We start from the raw sequence: 23,920 nt of genomic DNA on the forward strand, positions 1-23,920 counted from the left end.
TATGAGTAAACGAGACTATTATGAGGTCCTTGGACTTAGCAAGGGCGCTTCAACAGATGAAATAAAAAAAGCGTATCGTCGTTTGGCTAAAAAATACCATCCAGACGTAAGCAAAGAAGAAAATGCAATTGAAAAGTTTAAAGAAGTACAAGAAGCATACGAAGTGTTAAGTGATGATCAAAAGCGTGCGCAGTACGATCAATTTGGTCATGCTGGTGCAAATCAAGGATTCGGTGGATTTGGCGGCGGAGGAGACTTCGGCGGTGGCTTCGGTTTTGAAGATATATTTAGTTCTTTCTTTGGCGGTGGCGGCGGCAGACGTCGTGATCCAAATGCTCCGCGCCAAGGTGCTGACTTACAATATCAAGTCACTTTAGATTTTGAAGAAGCTATTTTTGGTAAGGAATTAAATGTGGAAATTCCAGTAGAAGATCCATGTGATACTTGTAAAGGTAGTGGAGCAAAACCAGGAACTTCAAAAGAAACATGTAAACATTGTTCAGGCTCTGGTCAAGTGAGTGTAGAACAAAACACACCGTTTGGTCGTATCGTAAACCGTCAAGCTTGTGGTCATTGTTCAGGAACTGGACAAATTATTAAAGAAAAATGTACGACATGTCACGGTTCAGGTAAAGTTCGTAAGCGTAAAAAAATCAATGTTAAAATTCCAGCGGGTATCGATAATGGTCAACAAATTCGTGTGTCTGGAAAAGGTGAAGCCGGCGTAAATGGCGGACCAGCAGGAGACTTATATGTTGTCGTTCATGTAAGAAATCATGAATTCTTCGAGCGTGAAGGAGATCACATTATTTGCGAAATGCCATTAACATTTGCGCAAATGGCGCTTGGTGATGAAGTGGAAGTTCCTACTGTTCATGGTAAAGTGAAGCTGAAAATTCCAGCAGGAACACAAACTGGAACAGAATTCCGCTTAAAAGGAAAAGGTGCTCCGAACGTACGTGGATACGGCCAAGGAGATCAATATGTAGTCGTTCGTGTTGTTGTACCGACGAAATTGACTTCACAGCAAAAAGATTTATTACGTGAATTTGCAGGACAAGAAGAGCAGGATGATAGTTTATTCGGAAAGCTTAAACGTGCTTTCAAAGGGGAATAATGGAAATAAAAAATGGAGTTGGTAAATTGTGAAATGGTCAGAAATTAGTATTCATACAACAGAAGAAGCAGTAGAAGCTGTCTCTCATATTTTACATGAAGCTGGTGCTAGCGGAGTTGCGATTGAGGATCCAGCGGAGTTAACGAAAGAGCGCGAGCAACAATATGGTGAAATTTATGCATTGAATCCAGATGAATATCCGGCGGAAGGTGTATTAATAAAAGCATATTTCCCGCAAACGGATTCTTTACATGAAACGATTGCAGGTGTAAAATCATCTATTGATGTGCTTCCATCTTACGACATTGAAATTGGTACTGGAAATATTACCGTTAACGAAGTCAATGAAGAAGATTGGGCTACTGCTTGGAAAAAATATTACCATCCAGTACAAATTTCTGATACATTCACAATCGTACCGACGTGGGAAGAATATACACCATCTTCTCCTGATGAAAAAATCATTGAATTAGACCCAGGTATGGCGTTTGGTACAGGAACTCATCCAACAACAACGATGTGTATTCGTGCTTTAGAAAAAACAGTACAGCCAGGTGACACTATCATTGATGTAGGAACAGGTTCTGGTGTGCTTAGTATTGCAGCGGCAAAATTAGGTGCGTCTTCTGTTCAAGCATATGATTTAGATCCGGTTGCAGTTGAAAGTGCAGAAATGAATGTGCGTTTAAATAAAACAGATGATATCGTGTCTGTTGGGCAAAATAGTCTTTTAGAAGGTATTGAAGGTCCTGTTGATTTAATCGTAGCTAACTTATTAGCAGAAATTATTCTTTTATTCCCTGAAGATGCAGCGAGAGTTGTGAAGTCAGGTGGATTATTTATTACATCGGGCATTATTGCTGCGAAGGAAAAAGTAATTTCTGAGGCGTTAGAACAAGCTGGATTTACAATTGAAGAAGTGTTACGAATGGAAGATTGGGTAGCAATTATTGCACGAAATGCGTAATATAGATTTTAGTCTATAATGAAAAGGGGAGTCTCTCACTATAAGGTGAGGGACTTGCCGTTTGTTATATGAAAAATGATAATGTTTCGTTCTTTTCGTAAGTGTTGACTTACGAAAGGAACGAAACTCTACTAAGGTGATTATATGCAACGTTATTTTGTAGAAGAAAAACATGTAAGTGAAGCAAAGATTCGCATTGTAGGTGATGATGTACATCACATTGCGAGAGTAATGCGTATGACAGCTGGCGATCAAATTTACTGCTGTGTAAACGGAAAAACAGCAGTATGTTCAATTGATGAAATTACCAGTGAATTTATTAATACGGCTATTGTAGAATGGGTAGAGGCGTCAAGTGAACTTCCTGTTTTCGTGACGATTGCAAGTGGACTGCCAAAAGGAGACAAGCTAGAGTTGATTTTTCAAAAAGGAACTGAGCTTGGGGCAGCTGCATTCTTACCATTTCAAGCATCTCGCTCTATCGTAAAATGGGATGCGAAAAAAGCTGATAAAAAAGTTGAGCGTTTAAGAAAAATTGTGAAAGAAGCTGCGGAACAATCACATAGAAGTGAAATTCCGGAAGTACATGCTCCGGCATCATTTAAGCAACTGCTTACAATGAGTGGTGAGTATGATGTTTGTCTTGTTGCTTACGAAGAGGAAGCGAAACAAGGCGAGAAATCTAATTTTGCGAAAGCTTTAACGACAATGAAACCAGGTCAAAAGCTATTGATTGTATTTGGCCCAGAAGGCGGTTTAGCTGAGGAAGAGATTACAGCGCTTCGTGAACATAAATTTGTACCATGTAGTTTAGGACCAAGAATTTTAAGAACAGAAACGGCGCCGTTATACGCGTTAAGTGCTGCTTCGTATCATTTTGAATTGATGGGGTGATGATCAATGTCAACTGTTGCGTTCCATACGTTAGGTTGTAAAGTAAACCACTATGAAACAGAAGCCATTTGGCAATTGTTTAAACAAGGTGGTTATGAAAGAACAGAATATGAAAAGAAAGCTGATGTATATGTTATTAACACATGTACAGTAACGAATACTGGGGACAAAAAAAGCCGTCAAGTAATCAGACGTGCTGTGCGTCAAAATCCAGATGCAGTTATTTGCGTAACGGGATGTTATGCACAAACATCTCCAGCTGAAATTATGGCGATTCCAGGTGTAGATATTGTAGTTGGTACACAGGATCGTGAAAAGATGTTAGGTTACATCGAAGAATTCCGTAAAGAGCGTCAACCAATTAATGCTGTCCGCAATATTATGAAAACACGTGTGTACGAAGAACTTGATGTACCTTATTTCACGGATCGTACACGTGCGTCTTTAAAAATACAAGAGGGTTGCAATAACTTCTGTACATTCTGTATCATTCCTTGGGCGCGTGGTTTAATGCGTTCTCGTGATGGAAAAGAGGTTATTAAACAAGCACAACAATTAGTGGATGCAGGCTATAAAGAAATCGTATTAACGGGTATTCATACAGGTGGATACGGCGAAGATATAAAAGATTATAACTTAGCTGGATTACTTCGTGATATGGAAGCGGAAGTAGGCGGATTAAAACGTCTTCGTATTTCTTCTATTGAAGCGAGTCAAATTTCAGATGAAGTAATTGAAGTGTTAGATAAATCTGAAGTAGTTGTACGTCACTTGCATATTCCGTTGCAATCTGGTTCTAATACTGTATTAAAACGTATGCGTCGTAAATATACGATGGAATTCTTCCAAGAGCGTTTAGATCGTTTGAAAGAAGCGTTACCAGGCCTTGCGATTACATCTGACGTAATCGTTGGTTTCCCAGGTGAAACAGAAGAAGAATTCATGGAAACATACAATTTCATTAAAGAGAACCGCTTCTCTGAGTTACACGTGTTCCCTTATTCAAAACGTACAGGAACACCTGCAGCACGCATGGAAGATCAAGTTCCTGAAGATGTGAAGAACGATCGTGTTCATCGTTTAATTGAGCTATCTAATCAATTAGCGAAAGAATATGCATCAGCGTTTGAAGGTGAAGTGCTTGAAATTATTCCAGAAGAGCAATTTAAAGACGGCGACCGTGAAGGGTTATATGTAGGGTATACAGATAACTACTTGAAAATTGTATTTGAAGGATCAGAAGAATTAATTGGTAAGCTAGTGAAAGTGAAAATTACGAAAGCTGGCTATCCATATAACGAAGCGCAATTTGTTCGTGTTCTTGAAGATGATGTGAAAAATGAATCAGCAAGCGCATAAAAAAGAGCGTGCAACCGGAAACGGTTTGCATGCTTTCTTTATTTGAAGCGGTTAAGGACTAGAAGGTGGAGAGGCGTTTCGTGCATCCCTGTATGAAAAAAGTTGAAATGATAAAAATATAGTTGTCTTCATGAAAGAAGGATACTAGCTATTTGTATAACTTTTGAAAAGGAAATGCTTCTATTCTTCTTTTATTCTGCCAAATAGTTGACCTGAAGTGATAAAATGTATTATAATCGTAAAAGACATGCTGAAGAAGTGTTTCTTTTTGCATGCTGAAGTTAGTATGTAAGTGTGATGTTTCGGAGGGAGGGAAAGAGAATGTCAAAAACAGTCGTTCGTAAAAACGAGTCTTTGGAGGATGCACTTCGCCGTTTTAAAAGATCGGTTTCTAAAACTGGTACACTTGCTGAAGCAAGAAAGCGCGAGTTTTATGAAAAACCAAGTGTAAAACGTAAGAAGAAATCTGAAGCGGCAAGAAAGCGTAAATTCTAAGAGAGGGTGTAAGTTATGAGTCTTCTCGGTCGTTTAAACGATGATATGAAACAAGCGATGAAGAATAAACAAAAAGAAAAATTAACCGTTATTCGTATGGTTAAGGCTGCTTTACAAAATGAAGGTATTAAACTGCAACATACTCTTACTGAAGAAGAGGAAGTAACAGTTTTAGCTCGTGAAGTAAAACAGTATAAGGACTCCCTCCTTGAATTTAAAAAAGCTGGTCGTGAAGACCTTGTTAATAAACTGCAAAGTGAAATTCAGATTTTAAGCGCATATTTGCCAGAGCAATTAACTGAAGAAGAACTAGTTGATGTAATCAAGCAAGTTATTTCTGAAGTTGGTGCGACTTCTAAAGCAGATATGGGTAAGGTGATGACTGCTGTTATGCCGAAAGTAAAAGGTAAAACAGACGGATCACTTGTGAATAAGTTGGTTATCCAGCTATTAGCATAAAAAAACGTCTCATTTCGTATGAGACGTTTTTTTATTGTTCTTATTAAGGAAAAACGCTATATTGCTTAAAAAGCGTTTCTGTAAGTGATAGAAACGCCTCTGGTATGTAAAAAAAGGTAACGGCCTTAGTTATGATTAATTCCACCATAAAAAAAGCTTTTTCGTTTTCTTAATTTCTTCGACTAACTCCTCAATGCTTTCTGTTCCTTGTTCCACTATATCTGGACAAAATTCATACATTTCTTGCGCGAAAGATTGCATTTCTTCGTCTGTAGGTAACGCGCTAAAAATGGCATCAACCCAGTCATGATCTGCACCGATTATGATAAAAGGATAGCGATCATTCCATTTTCTTAGTTTAAAAATAACATCTATATTGCTAACTTCGTAATTAACGCCATTTGTTTGTTGGATTGTAAGGATATCAAATTGGTCATTTCCTTGTGTAATTGCAATTCTACACTCACTCTTACTTCCTTGACTAAAACTTCTTTCGCAAATAAAAGCTAAGTATCCAAGTTTCTGAACCTCAGATTGAAGTTTTATAACTTGCTGTTCAGCAGAATCCTCAAAGGTAACGAAAGAGACTCCGGCTATTTTAGATTTTGAATCAGTTGCATAAAAGGGCTGGATGCTGCTGTTAGTAACTTGTTTTATAACATTCAAAATTTCTTGACTAAATCCAATTTCCTTTCGTATTTCCTCGCTTATTAATTCATTTTTTTGTTTTTTAATGAATCCTAATATTTTTTTGAAATTCATATAACAACCACCTATAAAATATTCTTACTTACACCGCAAAATTCAGAGTGGAGCAATTTCCTTTTTCGGATTTTATCTCATTTGTCTAATGAATGACAACTACTTATTCTATGGTCAGTATGTCACGTCCAGAACGAATTGTAACAGGTTTTTTCAAGTTTCCAACTTCTTGCTAGGCTCAATTTCTTAATTTAACTTGTACTGATATCCCCTGAGGGCGCATATTCTTGTATTAATACTTCTATTATTATGGGTAACATTCTCTGATCCATCATTGTCCTGATAAATATGATTTCATATAGCGACTGTTTTAATTAACATGAGATGAACTCTTACAGAATATAGTTATGTTAGTGAAGTCGTTATAACACGATAGGCACTTGTGAAGAAATACATATATATGGGATGAGGAGGGGGTCTTTCGAGATGAAGAAATTAGAACAAATGAAAAATTGGTTAACAAAACAAGTAGACCTACCAGTGGATGTATTAATGGATCTGCCTCGGATTACTCTTGTTGGGCAAATACATATTTATATAGAAAATCATCGGGGGCTATTAGTGTTTTCAGATAAAGAAGTGCGATTGCTTTTAAAACATGGTCAATTACTAATTAAAGGACAATCCTTTGTTATTAAAACGATTCTTCCAGAAGAGCTTTTGCTCGAAGGGATAATTGAGCAAGTAACATTTTTAGAAAATGAAAAAAAAGGTGATTGAAGTGAAACTTCCATTTGTGAAGTTTTTCTTCTTTATCCTGTAAAAGTTTCGTTGATAGAGACCGATTACAGTTTTAATTTGTTTCATTTTAGTACGAGCTATTTTAATGCTTCAAATAAAAAGTAGTATATCTACTTTTAGAAAGGCAGTGAAGGTGGTAAATGAAAAATAAATGGTTTATAAAGTGGCTTGGATATGTAAAAGTGCGGATTGAAGGTAGAGGAGCGGAACGGTTTGTTAATGAATGTGTACGGAGGAATTTGTTAGTTTGGGATGTTAAGAAAATAGCTGATGAAACGTTAGTTTTTTGTATGTTGTTACGCGATGTGAAAAAAATAAAACCAATTTATAGAAAAAATGAATGTAAATTATATTTTATTGGACGTTATGGTTTTCCTTTTTGGAATAAGCGTTTAATTAAAAATAGTGGATTTTTAATTGGGTTTTTAATTTTCTTTTTTGGCGTGATTGCAATGTCAAATATGGTTTGGAAAATTGAAATTACAGGAGCAAAACCCGAAACAGAATATATATTGATGAAAGAATTGGATAAAATGGGTATTAAAAAAGGGAAACTACAATTTCAAATGCCGAATGTAGAAGATGTACAACGCCATTTGACAGATAATATTAATGCCATTACTTGGGCGGGACTAGAAGTAAGAGGAACGACGTATCATTTTAAAATTGTTGAAAAAAACGAACCAAAAAAAGAAAAGGAACAAAGGCCGCAAAATTTAGTAGCAAAAAAAGAAGCGATTATTACAAAAACGTTTGTAGAAGTTGGAAAGCCGGTTGTACTGAAGAATGATCATGTAGAAAAAGGGCAGATTCTCGTATCGGGAATATATGGTAATGAGGAAAGTCCGACGATTGTTTCAGCGAAAGGTATTGTGTATGGCGAAACGTGGTATACATCTAAGGTAGATGTTCCGCTAAAGACGCAATTCCAAGTGTATACTGGTAATGTATACAATGAACATTTTCTTAAATTCGGGGATACGAAAATAAAAATATGGGGATTTCAGCATGATAAGTATAAACGCTCTCGTACTGAAAGTGTAAAGCATGATGTGAAATTATTTGGTTTTACACTGCCGATTGCATATGAAAAAGATGTTGTGAGAGAAGAGGAAGAAGCGAATCGAGAATATACAGAAAAGCAAGCGCTGAAAGTAGCGAAGGAGATGGCCGAAAAAGAACTAAAGAAAAAATTGGATGAACATGCTATGATTGTAAGTGATAAGATTTTGAGTAAAGAGGTTGAGGCGGATCAACTAAAAGTCACATTGCATTATACTGTGGTTGAAAATATTGCAGAGCCACAACCAATATCCGAATCCGATATTCAAGGAGACTGAGTAATGGCAGAACAATTAGTAGAAATGAACCAACAATTGGAAAATACTAACGAAGCAATCGCTCTTTTTGGAGTCAATGATGCACATTTAAAAGTAATTGAACGAGAACTGAATGTATCGATCGTAACTAGAGGAGAAACTGTTCATGTATCTGGAGCAGTTGAAACGGTGACACTCGTAGAAAAAATCTTACAGCAATTACTTGTTGTAATTCGTAAAAGTATATCAATTTCAGAGAGAGATGTTGCGTATGCAATTCAGCTCGCGCAACAAGGGAAAATTGCTCAATTTGAAGAGTTATATGAAGAAGAAATTTTCAAGACTGCAAAAGGTAAATCCATTCGTGTAAAAACAATGGGGCAAAGAAGATATATTCATGCGATGAAGAAGAATGATATTGTCTTTGGGATAGGGCCTGCAGGAACTGGAAAAACATACTTAGCTGTAGTAATGGCTGTGAGAGCTTTAAAACAAGGATATGTAAAGAAAATTATTTTAACAAGACCTGCTGTAGAAGCTGGAGAAAATTTAGGTTTTTTACCAGGGGATTTGAAAGAGAAGGTAGATCCATACTTACGTCCATTATATGATGCCTTACATGATATTCTTGGACAAGAATATACGCAGCGTATGATGGAGCGGGGAGTAATTGAAATAGCTCCGCTTGCTTATATGAGGGGGCGTACGCTTGATGATTCATTTGTTATTTTAGATGAGGCTCAAAATACAACGGGTGCTCAAATAAAAATGTTTTTAACAAGATTAGGTTTTAGCTCTAAAATGGTTATTACAGGGGACCCTTCACAAGTAGACTTGCCAAAAGGGGTAAAATCAGGGCTATCTATAGCTGCTAATATTTTATCTGGTGTATCAGGTCTGTCATTTATTACATTAGAACAAACGGACGTTGTGAGACATCCATTGGTGCAACGTATTATTGAGGCATATGATAAAATGGAATGATCCTATTTGTCAGGATCATTTCTTTTTGTATGATAAGGTTGGCGAATGTCATATTTTTTACTATCATGAAAGATAAGGAAAATAAACTATAGGTACTGGTGTGTAAAATGTTGCCTCAAAGTATCGTTGGGTAGAAGAAATGAAAGCTATAAATAGTTTCACTTTATTTCTGGAGAGGAGAAGGTATTGAAATCATGTCAAGATCTCAAGAAATTTCTAAGTGGTTTCGTAATTTACAACATTCGAAAAAACTAAGTTGGATTTCTTACGTTGTGTTAGGAGCAGTGCTGTTTTTTGCGCTTATGAATAATGTAAAACCAGAACAATTAGATGTTAATATGTATTCTATTGCGAAAAAGACAATCCATTCTCCTATAAAAATTGAAGATAAAGTTACAACGGATAAAAAGAAAAAAGAAGCCGCTACAAAAGTTGAAGATCAATATACATATAAAAGTGAGTATAAACAAAACAAAGTTGATATTGTGAATGACGTCTTTGCTAAAGTGGATGAAGTGGTGCAAGAGATTAAAGCTGTTGGACCGGATGATCAAAAAAAGATGACTGATGCTGAGAAAGTGGATAAGTTAAAAAAGAAACTACCCGCTGACTTAACGAAAGAATTATCTGATTCAAACTTACTAAATTTGATTAATGCAGATTCGAGCCAATTAGTATTAGCGAAAGATGCTGCGGTCACAGCGATTAATAGTATCATGACTGAGCATATTAAAATGGACGAATTGAAAGATGCGAAAGAACGATATGTAAGTGAGATGAATAGTGTTAATGTTGATAATGGTTTAAAAGAGTCAATTAAGGCGCTAGGAAGATATGCAATTTCAGCGAACTATTTTTATGACCCGATCTTAACGAAAGAGAAGAGAAAAGCAGAGGAAGATTTAGTTCCACCTGTTTATATTCTTCAAGGACAAGTTCTTGTTAGAGAAGGTGAAACGATTTCAAGTGATGTGTATAATCAGTTGAAATTAGTTGGTTTGTTAGAAAAAGGGAACGGCTTTCAACCTTATGTTGGATTAGCGGTACTCATTGGTGTATTACTATACTTTATGCATAAACAATTTGAATTATTTTTAAAGAGAAAAAGAGAAGATAGACCGTATGTTTTAGCGTATATTACAATTTTGTCTATCACAATCGTCTTAATGAAAATCATTAGTTTGTTTCAAAAACTTGAATACGCAGGGATTGCATATGTTGTCCCAGTTGCGATGGGAACAATACTTGTAAAACTAATGATTGGTGATCGATTTGTCTTTTTAACGAGTATGATTTTTTCTGTATGCGGAAGTATTATGTTTAATGAAGGAGTAACGAGTACATTAAATTATAGTGTAGGGATTTACGTATTGTTAAGTTCATTATCGGTTAGTATTTTCTTGCGAGAAAAAAATCGTCGTACAATGATTTTACAAGCTGGTATACTCGTTTCTGTATTAAATGTAGTCGTATTAGCGGCGCTCTTATTATTACGTAATGGGAATTTTTCGCCTCTTGAAATTGGTACGCAATTATTAATGGCTTCACTTTCAGGGATTATATCATCCGTTTTGGCTATGGGGATTTTACCATATTTAGAAAGTGGACTTGGAATCGTATCAAGTATGAAGCTTATGGAACTATCAAGTCCAAATCATCCGCTTTTACGCAGAATTTTGTTAGAAGCGCCAGGGACATATCATCATAGTGTAATGGTAGCGAATCTTTCTGAGGCTGCTTGTGAAGCAGTTGGGGCAAATGGTGTATTAGCGCGTGTAGGGGCATATTATCATGATGTAGGAAAAACAGTACAACCGCAATTCTTTATTGAAAACCAAATGGGAATTAAAAACCCGCATGATAAATTAGATCCTGTAACGAGTAAAGATATTATAATTGCTCACGTAACGGATGGAGTAAGAATGCTCGAAGAATATCATATTCCACAAGAAATTATTGATATCGCTGGGCAACATCACGGTACAACGTTACTGAAATATTTTTATTATAAAGCTATTAAAGAAGATAAAGAAAAATATACAGAAGAGATGTTCCGTTATCCAGGTTCAAAAGCAACTTCGAAAGAATCGGCAATTGTTGGTATTGCTGATAGTGTAGAAGCTGCGGTACGTTCTATGAATCACCCAACGCCAGAACAAATTAATAATTTGGTGCAAAGTATTATTAAAGATCGACTGCAAGACGGTCAATTTAGTGAATGTGATTTGACGTTTAAGGAACTACAAATCGTTGGAAAAACGTTGTGTGAAACGTTAAATGGTATTTTCCATTCGCGTATTACATATCCGGAACCTCCGGAAGAAAAGGAGAAAGAATGAGTTTGTTAATTGATTTTATTGATGAAACAGAAGAAGTAAAAGAAGAGTATATGAGTTTAATTCGTGAAGTGTTAGAAAAAGCAGCTCAAATGGAAAATATCGAGGATGGTGCGGAGGTATCGGTGACATTTGTAGATAATGAACGCATTAGAGAAATTAATCGTGATTACCGAGATAAAGATCAACCTACAGATGTAATATCCTTTGCCATGGAAGAGATGGGAGAAGGAGAAATGGAGATTGTTGGTGCAGAGATGCCGCGCATGTTAGGGGATCTTATTATCTCTATTCCAAGAGCGAAAGAGCAAGCTGAAGAGTACGGACATTCTTTCGATCGTGAACTTGGATTTTTGGCGTTACATGGCTTTTTACATTTACTTGGTTATGATCACATGACAGAAGAAGATGAAAAAGAAATGTTCGGAAGACAAAAAGAAATTTTAGAAGCTTTTGGATTAGGACGATGAAAAAAGGAAAACTTATAGATAGTTTTGGATATGCTATAGCTGGTATATTCTTTTGTTTTCGTCATGAACGAAATATGAAAATCCATTATTTAGCCGCAGTCATTGTTATATGCTGCGGCTTTTATTTCCATATTACGAAAATAGAGTGGATGATATTACTTATTGTAATAGGGAGTGTAATGAGTTTAGAGATGGTAAATACGGCTGTGGAAAAAACGGTAGATTTAGCGACTGCCGATATTCATCCGTTTGCAAAAATTGCAAAGGATGTTGCGGCAGGAGCGGTTTTATTGTTTGCAATTATAGCTGTTATAATTGGTGCTATTATCTTTTTACCGTATATGGTATAGTTGCATTCCGAAGCTTTTATTAAGCTTTGGAAGTGCTGTAAGGGCCTTTAATGAGAGAGTGTATCTCTTCATAGCTGTGAACAGGAAGGATGCGGGAATATGAATAGTAAACAATTAATTCTAGAAGCAATCGAAGCGCGTAAACAAGCGTACGTACCATATTCTAAATTTCAAGTAGGTGCAGCATTATTAACGCGCGGTGGAAAAGTATATCGTGGATGTAATGTTGAGAATGCATCATATGGCTTATGTAATTGTGCTGAAAGAACAGCTTTATTTAAGGCGGTTTCTGAAGGAGATAAAGAATTTGTAGCCATTGCGGTTGTAGCAGATACAAAGCGCCCAGTACCTCCTTGTGGAGCATGTCGACAAGTTATGGTAGAATTATGTAAACAGGATACGAAAGTATACTTATCAAACTTACATGGTGACGTTCAAGAGACGACAGTCGGAGAATTGTTACCAGGAGCATTTTTAGCGGAGGATTTACATGAATAGAAAAGGTTATAAATCAGGTTTTGTCTCTATTATTGGCAGACCGAATGTTGGAAAATCTACATTTTTAAACCGTATTATCGGCCAGAAAATTGCTATTATGAGTGATAAGCCACAAACGACTCGTAATAAAATTCAAGGTGTATATACAGAAAATGATGCACAAGTTATTTTCATTGATACACCAGGAATACATAAACCTAAACATAAATTAGGCGACTTCATGGTAAAGATGGCGCAAACGACATTAAAAGAAGTTGATATTGTTCTGTTTATGGTTAATGCAGTTGAAGGATTTGGTCGTGGTGAGGAATTCATCATTGAGAAATTAAAAGAAACGAAACAACCAGTATTTTTAGTCATTAATAAAATTGACCAACTTCATCCAGAGCAATTACTAGAGTTAATTGATCAATATCGTAAACTACATGAGTTTGCAGAGATTGTACCAATTTCTGCGTTAGACGGTAATAATGTGGACGCTTTAATTGGAACAATTAAAAAGTATTTACCAGAAGGACCACAATACTATCCAGAGAATCAAGTAACGGATCATCCGGAGAGATTTATTATTGCAGAGCTTATTCGTGAGAAAGTACTACATTTAACACGTGAAGAAGTGCCGCATTCTGTGGCTGTTGTTATCGATGCGATTCAAAAGCGTGAGGGCGGGGCAGTTTATATAAATGCAACGATTGTTGTTGAACGTGCATCACAAAAAGGAATCATCATTGGAAAACAAGGAAAAATGTTAAAAGAAGTTGGTAAGCGAGCTCGTTTTGATATTGAAGCGCTACTTGGTTCTAAAGTATTTTTAGAAGTATGGGTAAAAGTGCAAAAAGATTGGCGTAATAAAATGTCTCAGCTTCGTGACCTAGGTTTCCGCGAGGATGAGTACTAAAATAGAGTAAAGTTGTAATCAGTGGATGGTTGGTTCATCCACTGATTATTGGTTTTTATGAACTTTGATAAATTAGGAAAAATTTTTCTCACATGAAAATGGACAAAATGGGTCAATTTAATAACAACAAAGGAAATTGGTTTATAGGCTACGCTTATTGAGAAAGGTGGATTCTTATGCTAGATTTTACCTGGAAGTTTTTCTCCAAAACAGGAAGCATTGAAACGTACTTGCTTTTGAAAGAAATGGAAAAAGACGTAAACGATGAGATGGATCAACATGAAGAGGAGCTAGCGCATCTAGACTCTCCAATTTCTTGACCCGTTTTGTTCAAACCTTGGATGGTGACGAACATGTTTCAAAAAGTTGAGGGCATCGTTATCCGTACGACAGATTACGGAGAAACGAACAAGATTGTTACAATATTCTCAAGAGAACTTGGTAAGGTAAGTGCAATGGCAAGAGGGGCAAAAAAACCGAAAAGCCGATTAGCATCTGTGTCGCAATTAATGACACATGGCCATTTTCTTATTCAAATGGGATCTGGGCTTGGAACATTGCAACAAGGCGAGATTATTTCAACTATGAAAGAAATTCGCGAGGATATATTTTTAACTGCTTATGCATCATTTATTGTTGAGTTAACTGATAAAGCAACAGAAGATAAAAAACATAATCCGTATTTATTTGAAATGTTATATCAAACGTTGCATTATATGTGTGAGGGTGTTGATCCAGAAGTATTATCATTAATTTATCAAACGAAAATGCTTCCGGTATTAGGGATGCGCCCGTACTTTGATACATGTGCGATTTGTCATCAAGAAACAGACTTTGTCGCCTTCTCCGTAAGGGAAGGCGGTTTTCTGTGCTCACGTCATGCAGAGCAAGACCCATATCGTATACCGGTAGGAGAAGCTGTTCATAAATTATTACGTCTTTTCTTCCATTTCGATTTACATAGGCTCGGAAATGTATCGGTAAAGGATAGCACAAAAAAACAAATGCGTTTAGTATTGAATACATATTATGATGAATATTGCGGAATTTATTTGAAATCAAGACGTTTTTTAGAACAACTTGATAAGTTTCAAATATAATTTTGGGCCGTATACGGTCCTTTTTACATACTTTCTTTTTCGAATAGCATATTTAGTATATAATATTTAAGAGATAGTATAACTTTTTTCGTTGTGCATTAAAGGTGGTGATTATCATAGAGCTGAATAAACGGCAAGAACATATCATTCAGATTGTAAAAGATCACGGTCCTATTACAGGGGAATCAATTGCAGCGCAATTGGGTCTAACACGTGCGACGCTAAGACCAGACTTAGCAATTTTAACGATGGCTGGTTATTTAGAAGCACGTCCACGCGTAGGTTATTTTTATACGGGTAAAACTGGGGGGCAGCTATTATCTGAAGCTGTTAAGAAAATTAAAGTACAAGATTATCAATCTAGACCGGTTGTAATTGATAAAAATGTTTCCGTATACGATGCAATTTGTACGATGTTTTTAGAGGACGTTGGTACATTGTTCGTTGTAGATCAGATGACTCTATTAGTTGGTGTTGTGTCTCGTAAAGATTTATTAAGAGCGAGCTTAGGAAAGCAGGATTTAACCTCTCTTCCGGTTAATATTATCATGACAAGGATGCCAAACATTGCGATGTGTCGTAGAGAGGATTCTTTATATGATATTGCGATGGAATTAATAGAAAGACAGATTGATGCAATGCCAGTTGTAAAAGATACGAAACAAGGTTTAGAAGTGATTGGGCGAATTACAAAAACAAATATTACACGTGCGTTTGTAAATTTAGTAAATAACGAATAAGTGTAATTTGTTTAAAGTGAGGTAATGTAATGGATAATAAAATCGTATATGTCGTATCTGACTCTGTAGGGGAAACGGCTGATTTGGTTGTTCGAGCAGCAATGGGGCAATTCCCGTTTGCTCCTGATATTAGACGTGTACCGTATGTAGAAGATACAGGGACATTAAAAGAAGTGATTTCGATTGCTAAGAGTAATCAAGCACTTATATGTTTTACGTTAGTTAAGCCTGATATGCGCCAGTATTTAGTAACAGAGGCTGCAAAAGAAGGGGTAGAGGCATACGATATTATCGGCCCTCTTATTGATCAAATTGAAGAAATTACGGGGCAAGTGCCGAGATATGAGCCAGGTGTTGTCCGTAGGTTAGATGAAGAATACTTTAAAAAGATTGAAGCGATTGAGTTTGCTGTGAAGTATGATGACGGCAGAGATGCACGAGGTATTTTAAAAGCAGATATCGTGTTGATTGGTGTTTCGCGTACATCAAAAACACCACTTTCCCAATATTTAGCTCATAACAAACGCTTGAAAGTTGCGAATGTACCACTCGTGCCAGAAGTTGACCCACCTGAAGAACTATATCAAGTGGCAAAAGAAAAATGTTTCGGTTTGAAAATTACGCCAGATAAGTTAAATCATATTCGAAAAGAACGATTAAAATCACTTGGATTAAGTGATGGAGCAACATATGCAAATATTAATCGTATTCAAGAAGAAATTGATCACTTTGAGGAAGTAATTAGTAAAATAAATTGCCAAGTAATCGATGTATCGAATAAAGCGATTGAAGAAACAGCAAATATTATTGTGAATGCAGTGCAAAACCAAAAAATGTTTTAGCACATTTACCAAAGGTGAATGTGCTTTTTTCGCTCGTGTGAAATATGATACCTATGGATTTTGTAATAGATCGTAGTGTAATGGTTATACTTATACTCATTTGTCTTTTAGTATATTCAAGGTGTGAGTTTGTCATCCTGAAATGTAAGCTGAAAAAATAAAGGGATATGTAGCGTAGTTGAAGAAAATATATTATAATAAAAAATTGTGATAAAAACCTATATTTTACGTTTAGACTTTAATTTTTCAGAATAAACTAGGGATAGGATTTACGAAAAAGACATGTAATTACGTTAAATCGACAAAATCTATACAAGAAAACGCACATTATGGAAGGATTCACAGAAGGGATGTAGAATACAGAAATATGCAAAACATCAACAACATATTAGTTGGTGTAGATGTATATCCCGTGAAGGCTGAAATTGTGCAAGTTGGAGCGGAATTTCATGTCGGAATTTTGTTTGTCGCATCATATGCTCATCCTTTAAGGAAATAGCAAGGCAATTGGATCTTTGTAGATACTGAACAAAATGGAGTTGATTGTTACATGGATCAACATGCAAATGTTACAGATCTCAAAATCAAACAGTATATGTGGCTTGCTACTCTTCTTGTAAAAAGGTGTATATGTATTGTTTCTAAGAGATACATTTGTAACAGATGAACAAATGTATACAATTTTATATAGCAAGTATGTATATGCGATTTATGCAGATAAAGGACCTATAGGAAAGGTTCAAAATCGTTTATACAATGTAATCGGCAACACTTTCTAACAAGTTTAGAAAAATATTGTCGAATTATAAAGGAATTTTTTAATTTATATCGAATACAAAATACGACACGGAGATGGAGTTATGGGGAACAGAATTCCCGAAGAAGTTGTTGAACAGATTCGGACATCATCCGATATTGTAGAAGTGATTGGTGAATACGTTCAACTTAGAAAACAGGGGCGTAACTATTTCGGCCTTTGTCCATTTCATGGTGAGAATTCTCCTTCATTCTCTGTTTCATCTGATAAGCAAATTTTTCATTGCTTCGGATGTGGAGAAGGTGGAAATGTATTTTCCTTTCTAATGAAAATGGAAGGACTGGCTTTTACCGAGGCTGTTCAAAAGCTAGGCGAAAGAAATGGAATTGCGGTTGCAGAGTATACATCAGGGCAAGGACAACAAGAAGACATATCTGATGACACTGTCATCATGCAACAAGCTCATGAATTATTGAAAAAGTATTATCATCATTTATTAGTAAATACGGAAGAGGGAAATGAAGCACTTTCATATTTATTAAACCGTGGTATTACGAAAGAGATGATTGAGAAGTTTGAAATTGGTTATGCATCACCTGCTTGGGATGCAGCGACGAAAATTTTACAAAAAAGAGGTTTATCGCTGTCTAGTATGGAACAAGCTGGCCTTCTAATAAGAAGTGAGAAGGATGGTAGTCATTACGATCGCTTCCGTGGAAGAGTTATGTTCCCGATCTATACGTTACAAGGTAAGGTGATAGCGTTTAGTGGAAGGGCGTTAGGGGATGACACTCCGAAATATTTAAATAGCCCTGAAACACCGATTTTTCACAAAAGTAAATTGTTGTATAACTTCCACCAAGCAAGACCGTTTATTAGAAAGCGTGGGCAAGTGGTTCTTTTTGAAGGATATGCCGATGTACTAGCTGCGGTAAAAAGTGGTGTGGAAGAAGCTGTTGCGACAATGGGAACAGCTTTAACTGAAGAACAAGCAAAACTTCTGCGACGTAACGTTGAAACTGTTGTTCTTTGCTATGATGGTGATAAAGCAGGGCGAGAAGCGACGATGAAAGCAGGGCAATTATTGCTTAAAGTTGGTTGCCAAGTGAAAGTCACATCCTTGCCAGATAAGCTTGATCCTGATGAATATGTGCAACAATATGGGACTACCGCTTTTGAAAATCTTGTGAAATCAAGTGTGAGTTTTGTTGGTTTTAAAATAAATTATTTGCGTTTAGGGAAAAATTTGCAAGATGAGTCTGGCAAAGAAGAATATGTGAAAAGTGTTTTAAAAGAGTTATCGTTGTTACAAGATGCGATGCAGGCAGAGTCATATTTGAAGTCATTATCGCAAGAATTTTCGTATTCAATGGAAACACTTTTGAATCAATTGCACCAATATCGCAAAGAACAAAAGGTACAGCAAAAACAAATAAAGCAGGTTGCTAAACCGTCTCAAGTCGTTCAAACAAAACCGAAGTTAACAGGTTTTGAAAGAGCGGAAAGAGAAATTATTTACCATATGTTGCAAAGTGCAGAAGTAGCTGTTCGTATGGAATCCCATATAGAAGATTTTCATACAGAAGAACATAAAGGGATTTTATATGAACTATACGCATATTATGAAAAGGGAAATGAACCTTCAGTCGGAACATTTTTAAGTTGGCTCTCTGATGAAAAGTTGAAAAATATTATCACTGATATTTCGACGGATGAATTTATTAATCCAGAATACACAGAAGAAGTGTTGCAAGGCCATTTGGAGACGCTTAGACGGCATCAGGAAAAACTTGAAAAGATGGAGATCATCTTTAAAGTGAAACAAATGGAAAAAACAGATCCTGTAGAGGCTGCTAAATATTATGTAGCATATTTACAAAATCAAAAAGCGAGAAAATAGCTTTTTTGATAAAGTTTTAGTATAATGAATGTTTGTATCTCGCGTAAGGAGGGGAACAGATGGCTGACAAACCAGCTCGTTCTAAACAAATTGAAACTGAAATGACCCTTGAGCAAGTGAAAGAACAACTCACTGAGCTCGGAAAAAAACGTGGCGTTCTTACATATGAAGAGATTGCAGAACGCATGAATGGATTTGAAATTGAATCCGATCAAATGGATGAATACTATGAATATTTAGGTGAACAAGGCATTGACTTAGTTGGTGATAATGACAACGAAGAAGGCCCTAATAATCGCCAAATTACAAAAACAGAAGAAGAGTTTGACCTCAATGATTTAAGTGTACCACCTGGGGTTAAAATCAACGATCCTGTTCGTATGTATTTAAAAGAAATTGGTCGTGTAGACTTACTATCTGCAGAAGAAGAAATTCGACTTGCAACGCGTATTGAAGAAGGCGATGAAGAAGCGAAACGTCGTCTTGCAGAAGCAAACTTACGTCTTGTAGTAAGTATTGCAAAGCGCTACGTAGGCCGTGGTATGCTTTTCTTAGACTTAATTCAAGAAGGTAATATGGGTCTAATTAAAGCTGTTGAAAAGTTCGATTATCGTAAAGGTTTCAAATTTAGTACGTATGCAACTTGGTGGATTCGCCAAGCTATTACACGTGCGATTGCGGACCAAGCGCGAACAATTCGTATTCCAGTTCATATGGTTGAAACGATTAATAAGTTAATTCGTGTACAACGTCAATTATTACAAGATTTAGGTCGCGAACCGTCTCCTGAAGAGATTGGTGAAGAAATGGATCTTGCTCCAGAAAAAGTACGTGAAATCTTAAAAATTGCACAGGAGCCAGTTTCTCTTGAAACACCAATTGGTGAAGAAGATGACTCCCATTTAGGTGACTTTATTGAAGACCAAGAAGCAACATCGCCTGCGGACCATGCAGCCTATGAATTGCTAAAAGAACAATTAGAAGATGTGTTAGATACACTAACAGATCGTGAAGAAAATGTTCTGCGTCTTCGTTTCGGTTTAGATGATGGACGAACTCGTACGCTTGAAGAAGTTGGGAAAGTATTCGGCGTAACGAGAGAGCGTATCCGTCAAATTGAAGCAAAAGCACTTCGCAAATTAAGACATCCAAGTCGTAGTAAGCGTCTTAAGGATTTCTTAGAATAGGTTATTTTTTAAGTTTACTTCACCTTTGTGAAGTAAACTTTTTTATTTTGTTAATTTTTGTTAAAATTTAGCTATCGGCAACGATTACAATTTCTTGTAATTTATTTTACAGAATTGTCTTTTGATTTGCAAATGCTCATTTTTCGATTTTTCGATTAATTTTGTTTATTCTATACAAAAATATATGTAGAAAAGCGAAAAATATGATGAGAAACGTTAATAATTATCGAAATAATAAGCTATATGACAATAAAAAACAATAAACTGAATTTATGGAATATTTTTAACGAGTAGTAGTTTTCTCTTTTCTGATAGAGCGTTTTCAAGTACAATGGAAATGACTGAATCATCTAACTATTTAGGGGTATAGAGGGGGGAGAAGAGATATGAAACGTAATCCGCTGATTCCGTTCGCTCTTATTGCAGCATTGGGTATTATCGTTATGTTTGTATTTTCATTTCAGGGGCTAAATAAATCTAAAGAGTTAGCTGATGCAAAAAATGGCGGGAAGCCAGCACAAACAGCATCAAAACCAGAGGATATTGTGAAGCAAAGCTGTACGAGCTGCCACGGTGATCAGTTACAAGGGGCAGTAGGACCTAACTTACAAAAAATTGGTGGGAAACTTTCAAAGGATGAAATTAAAGAAATTCTTTCGAAAGGAAAGGGCAATATGCCTGCTAATATAGTTCCAGCTGATCAAGCCACTAAAGTAGCTGATTGGTTATCGAAGAAAAAATAAAGTTCCGTATGACAAGTCTTTTGCTTATGCAAAGGGCTTGTTTTTCTATATTTTCTAAAATACGATGAATGATAGAGAAGTGAATTGTTGTTATAGGCTTGCAACAACTACTATAAATTCATTATCATGGAGACAGACTGACAAGAGAAGGAGTAATGGAAATACATGAATGAAGTAAAGCTTTCAAAACGATTAGAAGAAGTTGTGCGTGAAATACCGGTAGGATCTACAGTTGCTGATATTGGATCGGATCATGCGTATTTACCGTGTTATACAATTATAAATAATATTGCTACAAAAGCAGTTGCTGGAGAGGTTGTAGATGGACCGTTTCGCTCTGCACAAGCAACTGTAGCTGAAAGTGGCTTGCAAGATAAAGTAGATGTGCGTAAAGGGAATGGATTAGCTGTTATAGCGCCAGGAGAAGTAGATGTAATTACGGTTGCTGGAATGGGCGGAGCGTTAATTCGTGACATTTTAGAAAGTGGTAAAGAAAAATTAGAAGGTGTAACACGTTTAATTTTACAGCCGAATATTGCAGCACATCATATTCGTGAATGGTTTGTTGAAAATGGTTGGGAGCTTATCCATGAAAAAATCGTAAAAGAAGATGGGAAAATTTATGAGATTTTAGTAGGAGAGCGAGGAAATGTCGAAGCACCTTACTCGGAAAATAAACAAGCGGGATTGTTTATGGGGCCATTTTTAATAAAAGAAAAAAGTGAAGCTTTCGTTGAAAAATGGGAAGGGGAATTGAAAAATTTCCAAAATATTTTAAAACAGTTAGAACGTGCGGCTAATTCTGAAGAAACAAAAGCGAAACGTGCAGAAGTAGAAGCGAAAATGAAAATGATAGGGGAGATTTTATCATGAGTAAAATTCCAAACGGCCATGAAATTATTTCTTTATTTGAAAGTATGTATCCGAAGCATCTGGCGATGGAAGGAGATAAAATTGGTCTGCAGATTGGAGCGCTTAATAAATCTGTACAACACGTATTAATTGCATTAGATGTAACGGAGGAAGTTGTGGAGGAAGCGATTCAATTAGGGGCGAATGTCATTATCGCGCATCATCCTTTAATTTTTAATCCGTTAAAAGCGATTCATACAGATAAAGCGTACGGAAGAATTATTGAAACGTGTATTAAAAATGATATTGCCATTTATGCAGCGCATACAAATGTGGATGTTGCCAAGGGCGGGGTAAATGATTTACTTGCTGAGGCGTTAGGGTTGCAAAATACAGAAGTTTTGGCACCGACATATGCAGAAGAAATGAAAAAAGTTGTTGTGTTTGTGCCAGTAACTCATGCAGAGGAAGTACGAAAAGCATTAGGAGACGCAGGTGCTGGTCATATCGGCAATTATAGCCACTGTACGTTTAGTAGCGAGGGTACAGGTACGTTTGTACCTCAAGAGGGGACAAATCCTTATGTAGGGGAAACTGGACAGTTAGAGCGCGTAGAAGAAGTGCGGATCGAAACGGTTATTCCAGTTTCACTACAACGAAAAGTGATTAAAGCAATGGTAACGGCACATCCATATGAAGAAGTAGCGTATGATGTGTATCCACTTGATAACAAAGGCGAAACATTAGGGCTTGGGAAAATAGGATACTTAAAAGAAGAAATGACACTTGGACAGTTTGCAGAACATGTAAAGCAATCATTAGATGTAAAGGGTGCACGAGTTGTTGGGAAATTAGATGATAAAGTGCGCAAAGTAGCTGTACTTGGTGGTGATGGTAACAAATACATCAATCAAGCTAAATTTAAAGGAGCAGATGTATATGTAACAGGTGACATGTATTATCATGTTGCTCATGATGCGATGATGCTCGGTTTAAATATAGTTGACCCAGGACATAACGTTGAAAAAGTAATGAAGCAAGGTGTACAAAAGCAATTACAAGAAAAAGTGGATGCAAAGAAACTCAATGTACACATTCATGCTTCGCAATTACATACAGATCCATTTACATTTGTATAAGAAAAATAAAAACCGTTGCTCATATAGGCAACGGTTTTTATTATTGTTCTTTTTTCACTTTTACACGGGGTAATATTTTTTGTAACGGTACTTTTCGAACTCTCTCCCATGTAGCGGGATTCATTGGGTCATATTGATCTAAGAAAGCGATAACTTCTTTTGTAATTGGAGTTGGAGTAGAAGCACCTGCTGTAACAGCTACGTTTTCTACACCTTGTAGCCACTCTAATTTAATCTCACTTACGTCTGCAACGCGGTATGCTTTCGTACCAGCAATTTCTTGTGACACTTGTGCTAAACGGTTTGAGTTGTTACTTTTCGGATCACCGACAACAATTGTTAAGTCTGCAACATCAGCTTGTTTAGCGACAGCTTCTTGGCGAACTTGAGTTGCTAAACAAATTTCTTTATGGAATTCTGCTGTTGGGAATTTTTTTTGAATGTCCTCCATTAAATGTTGAACATCCCATTGACTCATCGTTGTTTGATTCGTTACTAAAATTTTATCTGTTGGGATTTCTAATGTTTTTAAATCATCGGCTTTTTCGATAAGGTGAACGATGTCAGGTGCAATACCAACTGCGCCTTCTGGCTCTGGATGATTTTTTTTACCGATATAAATGACATGATACCCTTCCGCTTTCTTAGCTTCGATAAGGTCATGTGTCTTGGTAACATCTGGACAAGTGGCATCGATTGTTGTTAAACCTTTTTCTTTTGCGCGTTGTTTAACTTCTGGAGAAACACCGTGTGCAGTGAAAATAACAGTACCAGAATCAATTTTATCTAAAATTTCTAAGCGACTTGGACCGTCTAATGTGATGATTCCATCTTCTTCAAAAGCGTCTGTAACATGTTTATTGTGAACAATCATACCTAAAATATAAATGGGTCTCGGCAATGATTTATCTAATGCGGCGTTACGTGCAATTACCATTGCATCGACAACACCGTAGCAATAACCACGAGGGGAAATTTTAACAATTTTCATATGAGTAATCCTCTCCTTCT

Annotated in this window: 26 protein-coding genes; 24 read left to right on the forward strand and 2 right to left on the reverse strand. The window is 36.4% G+C overall.

Going from position 1 to position 23,920, the window contains the following annotated elements; genetic code table 11:
- The first annotated feature begins 1 nt into the window (after position 1).
- From dnaJ to BM089_RS12080, 6 genes are all read left to right on the forward strand, one after another.
- The gene (gene dnaJ / locus BM089_RS12050; RefSeq protein WP_000043947.1) at positions 2 to 1,117 is read left to right on the forward strand and encodes a chaperone protein DnaJ; all 1,116 of its coding nucleotides are present in this window, start codon (positions 2 to 4) and stop codon (positions 1,115 to 1,117) included.
- 28 nt (positions 1,118 to 1,145) lie between these two features.
- Positions 1,146 to 2,084, forward strand: coding sequence for a 50S ribosomal protein L11 methyltransferase (prmA, locus tag BM089_RS12055; protein ID WP_000872103.1), 939 nt, complete (start codon positions 1,146 to 1,148; stop codon positions 2,082 to 2,084).
- A 144-nt stretch (positions 2,085 to 2,228) separates the two neighbouring features.
- Positions 2,229 to 2,978 carry a 16S rRNA (uracil(1498)-N(3))-methyltransferase gene (locus BM089_RS12060; protein WP_001190142.1) on the forward strand — a complete coding sequence of 250 codons (750 nt, stop codon included), beginning with the start codon at positions 2,229 to 2,231 and terminating at the stop codon, positions 2,976 to 2,978.
- Between the two features lie 6 nt (positions 2,979 to 2,984).
- On the forward strand, positions 2,985 to 4,337 hold the full coding sequence (gene mtaB / locus BM089_RS12065; RefSeq protein ID WP_078401053.1) for a tRNA (N(6)-L-threonylcarbamoyladenosine(37)-C(2))-methylthiotransferase MtaB: 1,353 nt from the start codon (positions 2,985 to 2,987) through the stop codon (positions 4,335 to 4,337).
- A gap of 321 nt (positions 4,338 to 4,658) precedes the next feature.
- A complete protein-coding gene (gene rpsU, locus BM089_RS12075) occupies positions 4,659 to 4,832 on the forward strand; it encodes a 30S ribosomal protein S21 (protein WP_000048061.1) in 174 nt (57 codons plus the stop codon).
- A gap of 15 nt (positions 4,833 to 4,847) precedes the next feature.
- A complete protein-coding gene (locus BM089_RS12080; RefSeq protein WP_000054582.1) occupies positions 4,848 to 5,291 on the forward strand; it encodes a GatB/YqeY domain-containing protein in 444 nt (147 codons plus the stop codon).
- Positions 5,292 to 5,426: 135 nt separating this feature from the next.
- Here BM089_RS12080 and BM089_RS12085 read toward each other — a convergent pair whose 3' ends face one another.
- Positions 5,427 to 6,053: a DUF4253 domain-containing protein gene (locus BM089_RS12085; protein ID WP_090977052.1), complete on the reverse strand. Its 627-nt coding sequence runs from the start codon at positions 6,051 to 6,053 to the stop codon at positions 5,427 to 5,429.
- Positions 6,054 to 6,479: 426 nt separating this feature from the next.
- Here BM089_RS12085 and yqfC point away from each other — a divergent pair, with 426 nt between their 5' ends.
- From yqfC to BM089_RS12180, 18 genes are all read left to right on the forward strand, one after another.
- Complete coding sequence (yqfC, locus tag BM089_RS12090) at positions 6,480 to 6,773, forward strand: sporulation protein YqfC (RefSeq protein ID WP_000732269.1); 294 nt, start codon at positions 6,480 to 6,482, stop codon at positions 6,771 to 6,773.
- A gap of 161 nt (positions 6,774 to 6,934) precedes the next feature.
- Positions 6,935 to 8,134, forward strand: coding sequence for a sporulation protein YqfD (gene yqfD / locus BM089_RS12095; RefSeq protein ID WP_000792498.1), 1,200 nt, complete (start codon positions 6,935 to 6,937; stop codon positions 8,132 to 8,134).
- A 3-nt stretch (positions 8,135 to 8,137) separates the two neighbouring features.
- Positions 8,138 to 9,097: a PhoH family protein gene (locus BM089_RS12100; RefSeq protein WP_000840520.1), complete on the forward strand. Its 960-nt coding sequence runs from the start codon at positions 8,138 to 8,140 to the stop codon at positions 9,095 to 9,097.
- Positions 9,098 to 9,291: 194 nt separating this feature from the next.
- Positions 9,292 to 11,436, forward strand: a complete 2,145-nt coding sequence (locus BM089_RS12105) for an HD family phosphohydrolase (protein ID WP_000091513.1) — start codon at positions 9,292 to 9,294, stop codon at positions 11,434 to 11,436.
- Positions 11,433 to 11,903, forward strand: coding sequence for an rRNA maturation RNase YbeY (ybeY, locus tag BM089_RS12110; RefSeq protein WP_000054684.1), 471 nt, complete (start codon positions 11,433 to 11,435; stop codon positions 11,901 to 11,903). Before BM089_RS12105 ends, ybeY begins: the two co-directional genes overlap by 4 nt.
- A complete protein-coding gene (locus BM089_RS12115) occupies positions 11,900 to 12,253 on the forward strand; it encodes a diacylglycerol kinase family protein (protein WP_000715464.1) in 354 nt (117 codons plus the stop codon). Before ybeY ends, BM089_RS12115 begins: the two co-directional genes overlap by 4 nt.
- 99 nt (positions 12,254 to 12,352) lie before the next feature.
- Positions 12,353 to 12,751, forward strand: a complete 399-nt coding sequence (locus BM089_RS12120) for a cytidine deaminase (RefSeq protein WP_001086285.1) — start codon at positions 12,353 to 12,355, stop codon at positions 12,749 to 12,751.
- On the forward strand, positions 12,744 to 13,649 hold the full coding sequence (gene era / locus BM089_RS12125; protein ID WP_001080230.1) for a GTPase Era: 906 nt from the start codon (positions 12,744 to 12,746) through the stop codon (positions 13,647 to 13,649). Before BM089_RS12120 ends, era begins: the two co-directional genes overlap by 8 nt.
- Positions 13,650 to 13,825: 176 nt before the next feature.
- Entirely contained in the window at positions 13,826 to 13,969 is a 144-nt protein-coding gene (locus BM089_RS12130) for a YqzL family protein (protein WP_000883924.1), read from the forward strand.
- A gap of 33 nt (positions 13,970 to 14,002) precedes the next feature.
- Positions 14,003 to 14,749, forward strand: coding sequence for a DNA repair protein RecO (gene recO, locus BM089_RS12135; protein ID WP_000487009.1), 747 nt, complete (start codon positions 14,003 to 14,005; stop codon positions 14,747 to 14,749).
- 107 nt (positions 14,750 to 14,856) lie between these two features.
- Positions 14,857 to 15,489 carry a transcriptional regulator CcpN gene (locus tag BM089_RS12140; protein ID WP_000583756.1) on the forward strand — a complete coding sequence of 211 codons (633 nt, stop codon included), beginning with the start codon at positions 14,857 to 14,859 and terminating at the stop codon, positions 15,487 to 15,489.
- Positions 15,490 to 15,518: 29 nt separating this feature from the next.
- Positions 15,519 to 16,331: a pyruvate, water dikinase regulatory protein gene (locus tag BM089_RS12145; RefSeq protein ID WP_000368944.1), complete on the forward strand. Its 813-nt coding sequence runs from the start codon at positions 15,519 to 15,521 to the stop codon at positions 16,329 to 16,331.
- Between the two features lie 635 nt (positions 16,332 to 16,966).
- Entirely contained in the window at positions 16,967 to 17,110 is a 144-nt protein-coding gene (locus BM089_RS31075; protein WP_000479733.1) for a hypothetical protein, read from the forward strand.
- Positions 17,111 to 17,191: 81 nt separating this feature from the next.
- The gene (gene dnaG, locus BM089_RS12160; RefSeq protein WP_000528221.1) at positions 17,192 to 18,988 is read left to right on the forward strand and encodes a DNA primase; all 1,797 of its coding nucleotides are present in this window, start codon (positions 17,192 to 17,194) and stop codon (positions 18,986 to 18,988) included.
- Positions 18,989 to 19,047: 59 nt separating this feature from the next.
- A complete protein-coding gene (rpoD, locus tag BM089_RS12165; RefSeq protein ID WP_000764066.1) occupies positions 19,048 to 20,175 on the forward strand; it encodes an RNA polymerase sigma factor RpoD in 1,128 nt (375 codons plus the stop codon).
- Between the two features lie 386 nt (positions 20,176 to 20,561).
- Positions 20,562 to 20,918: a cytochrome c550 gene (gene cccA / locus BM089_RS12170; protein WP_000828142.1), complete on the forward strand. Its 357-nt coding sequence runs from the start codon at positions 20,562 to 20,564 to the stop codon at positions 20,916 to 20,918.
- A gap of 165 nt (positions 20,919 to 21,083) precedes the next feature.
- Entirely contained in the window at positions 21,084 to 21,791 is a 708-nt protein-coding gene (locus tag BM089_RS12175) for a tRNA (adenine(22)-N(1))-methyltransferase (protein ID WP_001006547.1), read from the forward strand.
- The gene (locus BM089_RS12180; RefSeq protein WP_090977054.1) at positions 21,788 to 22,909 is read left to right on the forward strand and encodes a Nif3-like dinuclear metal center hexameric protein; all 1,122 of its coding nucleotides are present in this window, start codon (positions 21,788 to 21,790) and stop codon (positions 22,907 to 22,909) included. Before BM089_RS12175 ends, BM089_RS12180 begins: the two co-directional genes overlap by 4 nt.
- Positions 22,910 to 22,949: 40 nt before the next feature.
- Here BM089_RS12180 and BM089_RS12185 read toward each other — a convergent pair whose 3' ends face one another.
- Positions 22,950 to 23,900 (reverse strand): 4-hydroxy-3-methylbut-2-enyl diphosphate reductase, encoded by a 951-nt coding sequence (locus BM089_RS12185; protein WP_000706657.1) that lies wholly within the window; start codon positions 23,898 to 23,900, stop codon positions 22,950 to 22,952.
- Positions 23,901 to 23,920 lie beyond the last annotated feature (20 nt).

Source organism: Bacillus sp. 5mfcol3.1 (genome assembly GCF_900114335.1).
Lineage (GTDB): Bacteria > Bacillota > Bacilli > Bacillales > Bacillaceae_G > Bacillus_A > Bacillus_A thuringiensis_S.

Coding starts and splice junctions, on each gene's coding strand:
- BM089_RS12175 (WP_001006547.1), top strand. CDS start 21,084: ATGAATGAAGTAAAGCTTTCAAAACGATTAGAAGAAGTTGTGCGTGAA.
- yqfC (WP_000732269.1), top strand. CDS start 6,480: ATGAAGAAATTAGAACAAATGAAAAATTGGTTAACAAAACAAGTAGAC.
- BM089_RS12185 (WP_000706657.1), bottom strand. CDS start 23,900: ATGAAAATTGTTAAAATTTCCCCTCGTGGTTATTGCTACGGTGTTGTC.
- recO (WP_000487009.1), top strand. CDS start 14,003: ATGTTTCAAAAAGTTGAGGGCATCGTTATCCGTACGACAGATTACGGA.
- ybeY (WP_000054684.1), top strand. CDS start 11,433: ATGAGTTTGTTAATTGATTTTATTGATGAAACAGAAGAAGTAAAAGAA.
- BM089_RS12120 (WP_001086285.1), top strand. CDS start 12,353: ATGAATAGTAAACAATTAATTCTAGAAGCAATCGAAGCGCGTAAACAA.
- BM089_RS12100 (WP_000840520.1), top strand. CDS start 8,138: ATGGCAGAACAATTAGTAGAAATGAACCAACAATTGGAAAATACTAAC.
- rpoD (WP_000764066.1), top strand. CDS start 19,048: ATGGCTGACAAACCAGCTCGTTCTAAACAAATTGAAACTGAAATGACC.
- BM089_RS12180 (WP_090977054.1), top strand. CDS start 21,788: ATGAGTAAAATTCCAAACGGCCATGAAATTATTTCTTTATTTGAAAGT.
- BM089_RS12105 (WP_000091513.1), top strand. CDS start 9,292: ATGTCAAGATCTCAAGAAATTTCTAAGTGGTTTCGTAATTTACAACAT.
- BM089_RS12115 (WP_000715464.1), top strand. CDS start 11,900: ATGAAAAAAGGAAAACTTATAGATAGTTTTGGATATGCTATAGCTGGT.
- cccA (WP_000828142.1), top strand. CDS start 20,562: ATGAAACGTAATCCGCTGATTCCGTTCGCTCTTATTGCAGCATTGGGT.
- era (WP_001080230.1), top strand. CDS start 12,744: ATGAATAGAAAAGGTTATAAATCAGGTTTTGTCTCTATTATTGGCAGA.
- mtaB (WP_078401053.1), top strand. CDS start 2,985: ATGTCAACTGTTGCGTTCCATACGTTAGGTTGTAAAGTAAACCACTAT.
- BM089_RS12145 (WP_000368944.1), top strand. CDS start 15,519: ATGGATAATAAAATCGTATATGTCGTATCTGACTCTGTAGGGGAAACG.
- BM089_RS12060 (WP_001190142.1), top strand. CDS start 2,229: ATGCAACGTTATTTTGTAGAAGAAAAACATGTAAGTGAAGCAAAGATT.
- rpsU (WP_000048061.1), top strand. CDS start 4,659: ATGTCAAAAACAGTCGTTCGTAAAAACGAGTCTTTGGAGGATGCACTT.
- BM089_RS12080 (WP_000054582.1), top strand. CDS start 4,848: ATGAGTCTTCTCGGTCGTTTAAACGATGATATGAAACAAGCGATGAAG.
- yqfD (WP_000792498.1), top strand. CDS start 6,935: ATGAAAAATAAATGGTTTATAAAGTGGCTTGGATATGTAAAAGTGCGG.
- BM089_RS12085 (WP_090977052.1), bottom strand. CDS start 6,053: ATGAATTTCAAAAAAATATTAGGATTCATTAAAAAACAAAAAAATGAA.
- dnaJ (WP_000043947.1), top strand. CDS start 2: ATGAGTAAACGAGACTATTATGAGGTCCTTGGACTTAGCAAGGGCGCT.
- dnaG (WP_000528221.1), top strand. CDS start 17,192: ATGGGGAACAGAATTCCCGAAGAAGTTGTTGAACAGATTCGGACATCA.
- BM089_RS12130 (WP_000883924.1), top strand. CDS start 13,826: ATGCTAGATTTTACCTGGAAGTTTTTCTCCAAAACAGGAAGCATTGAA.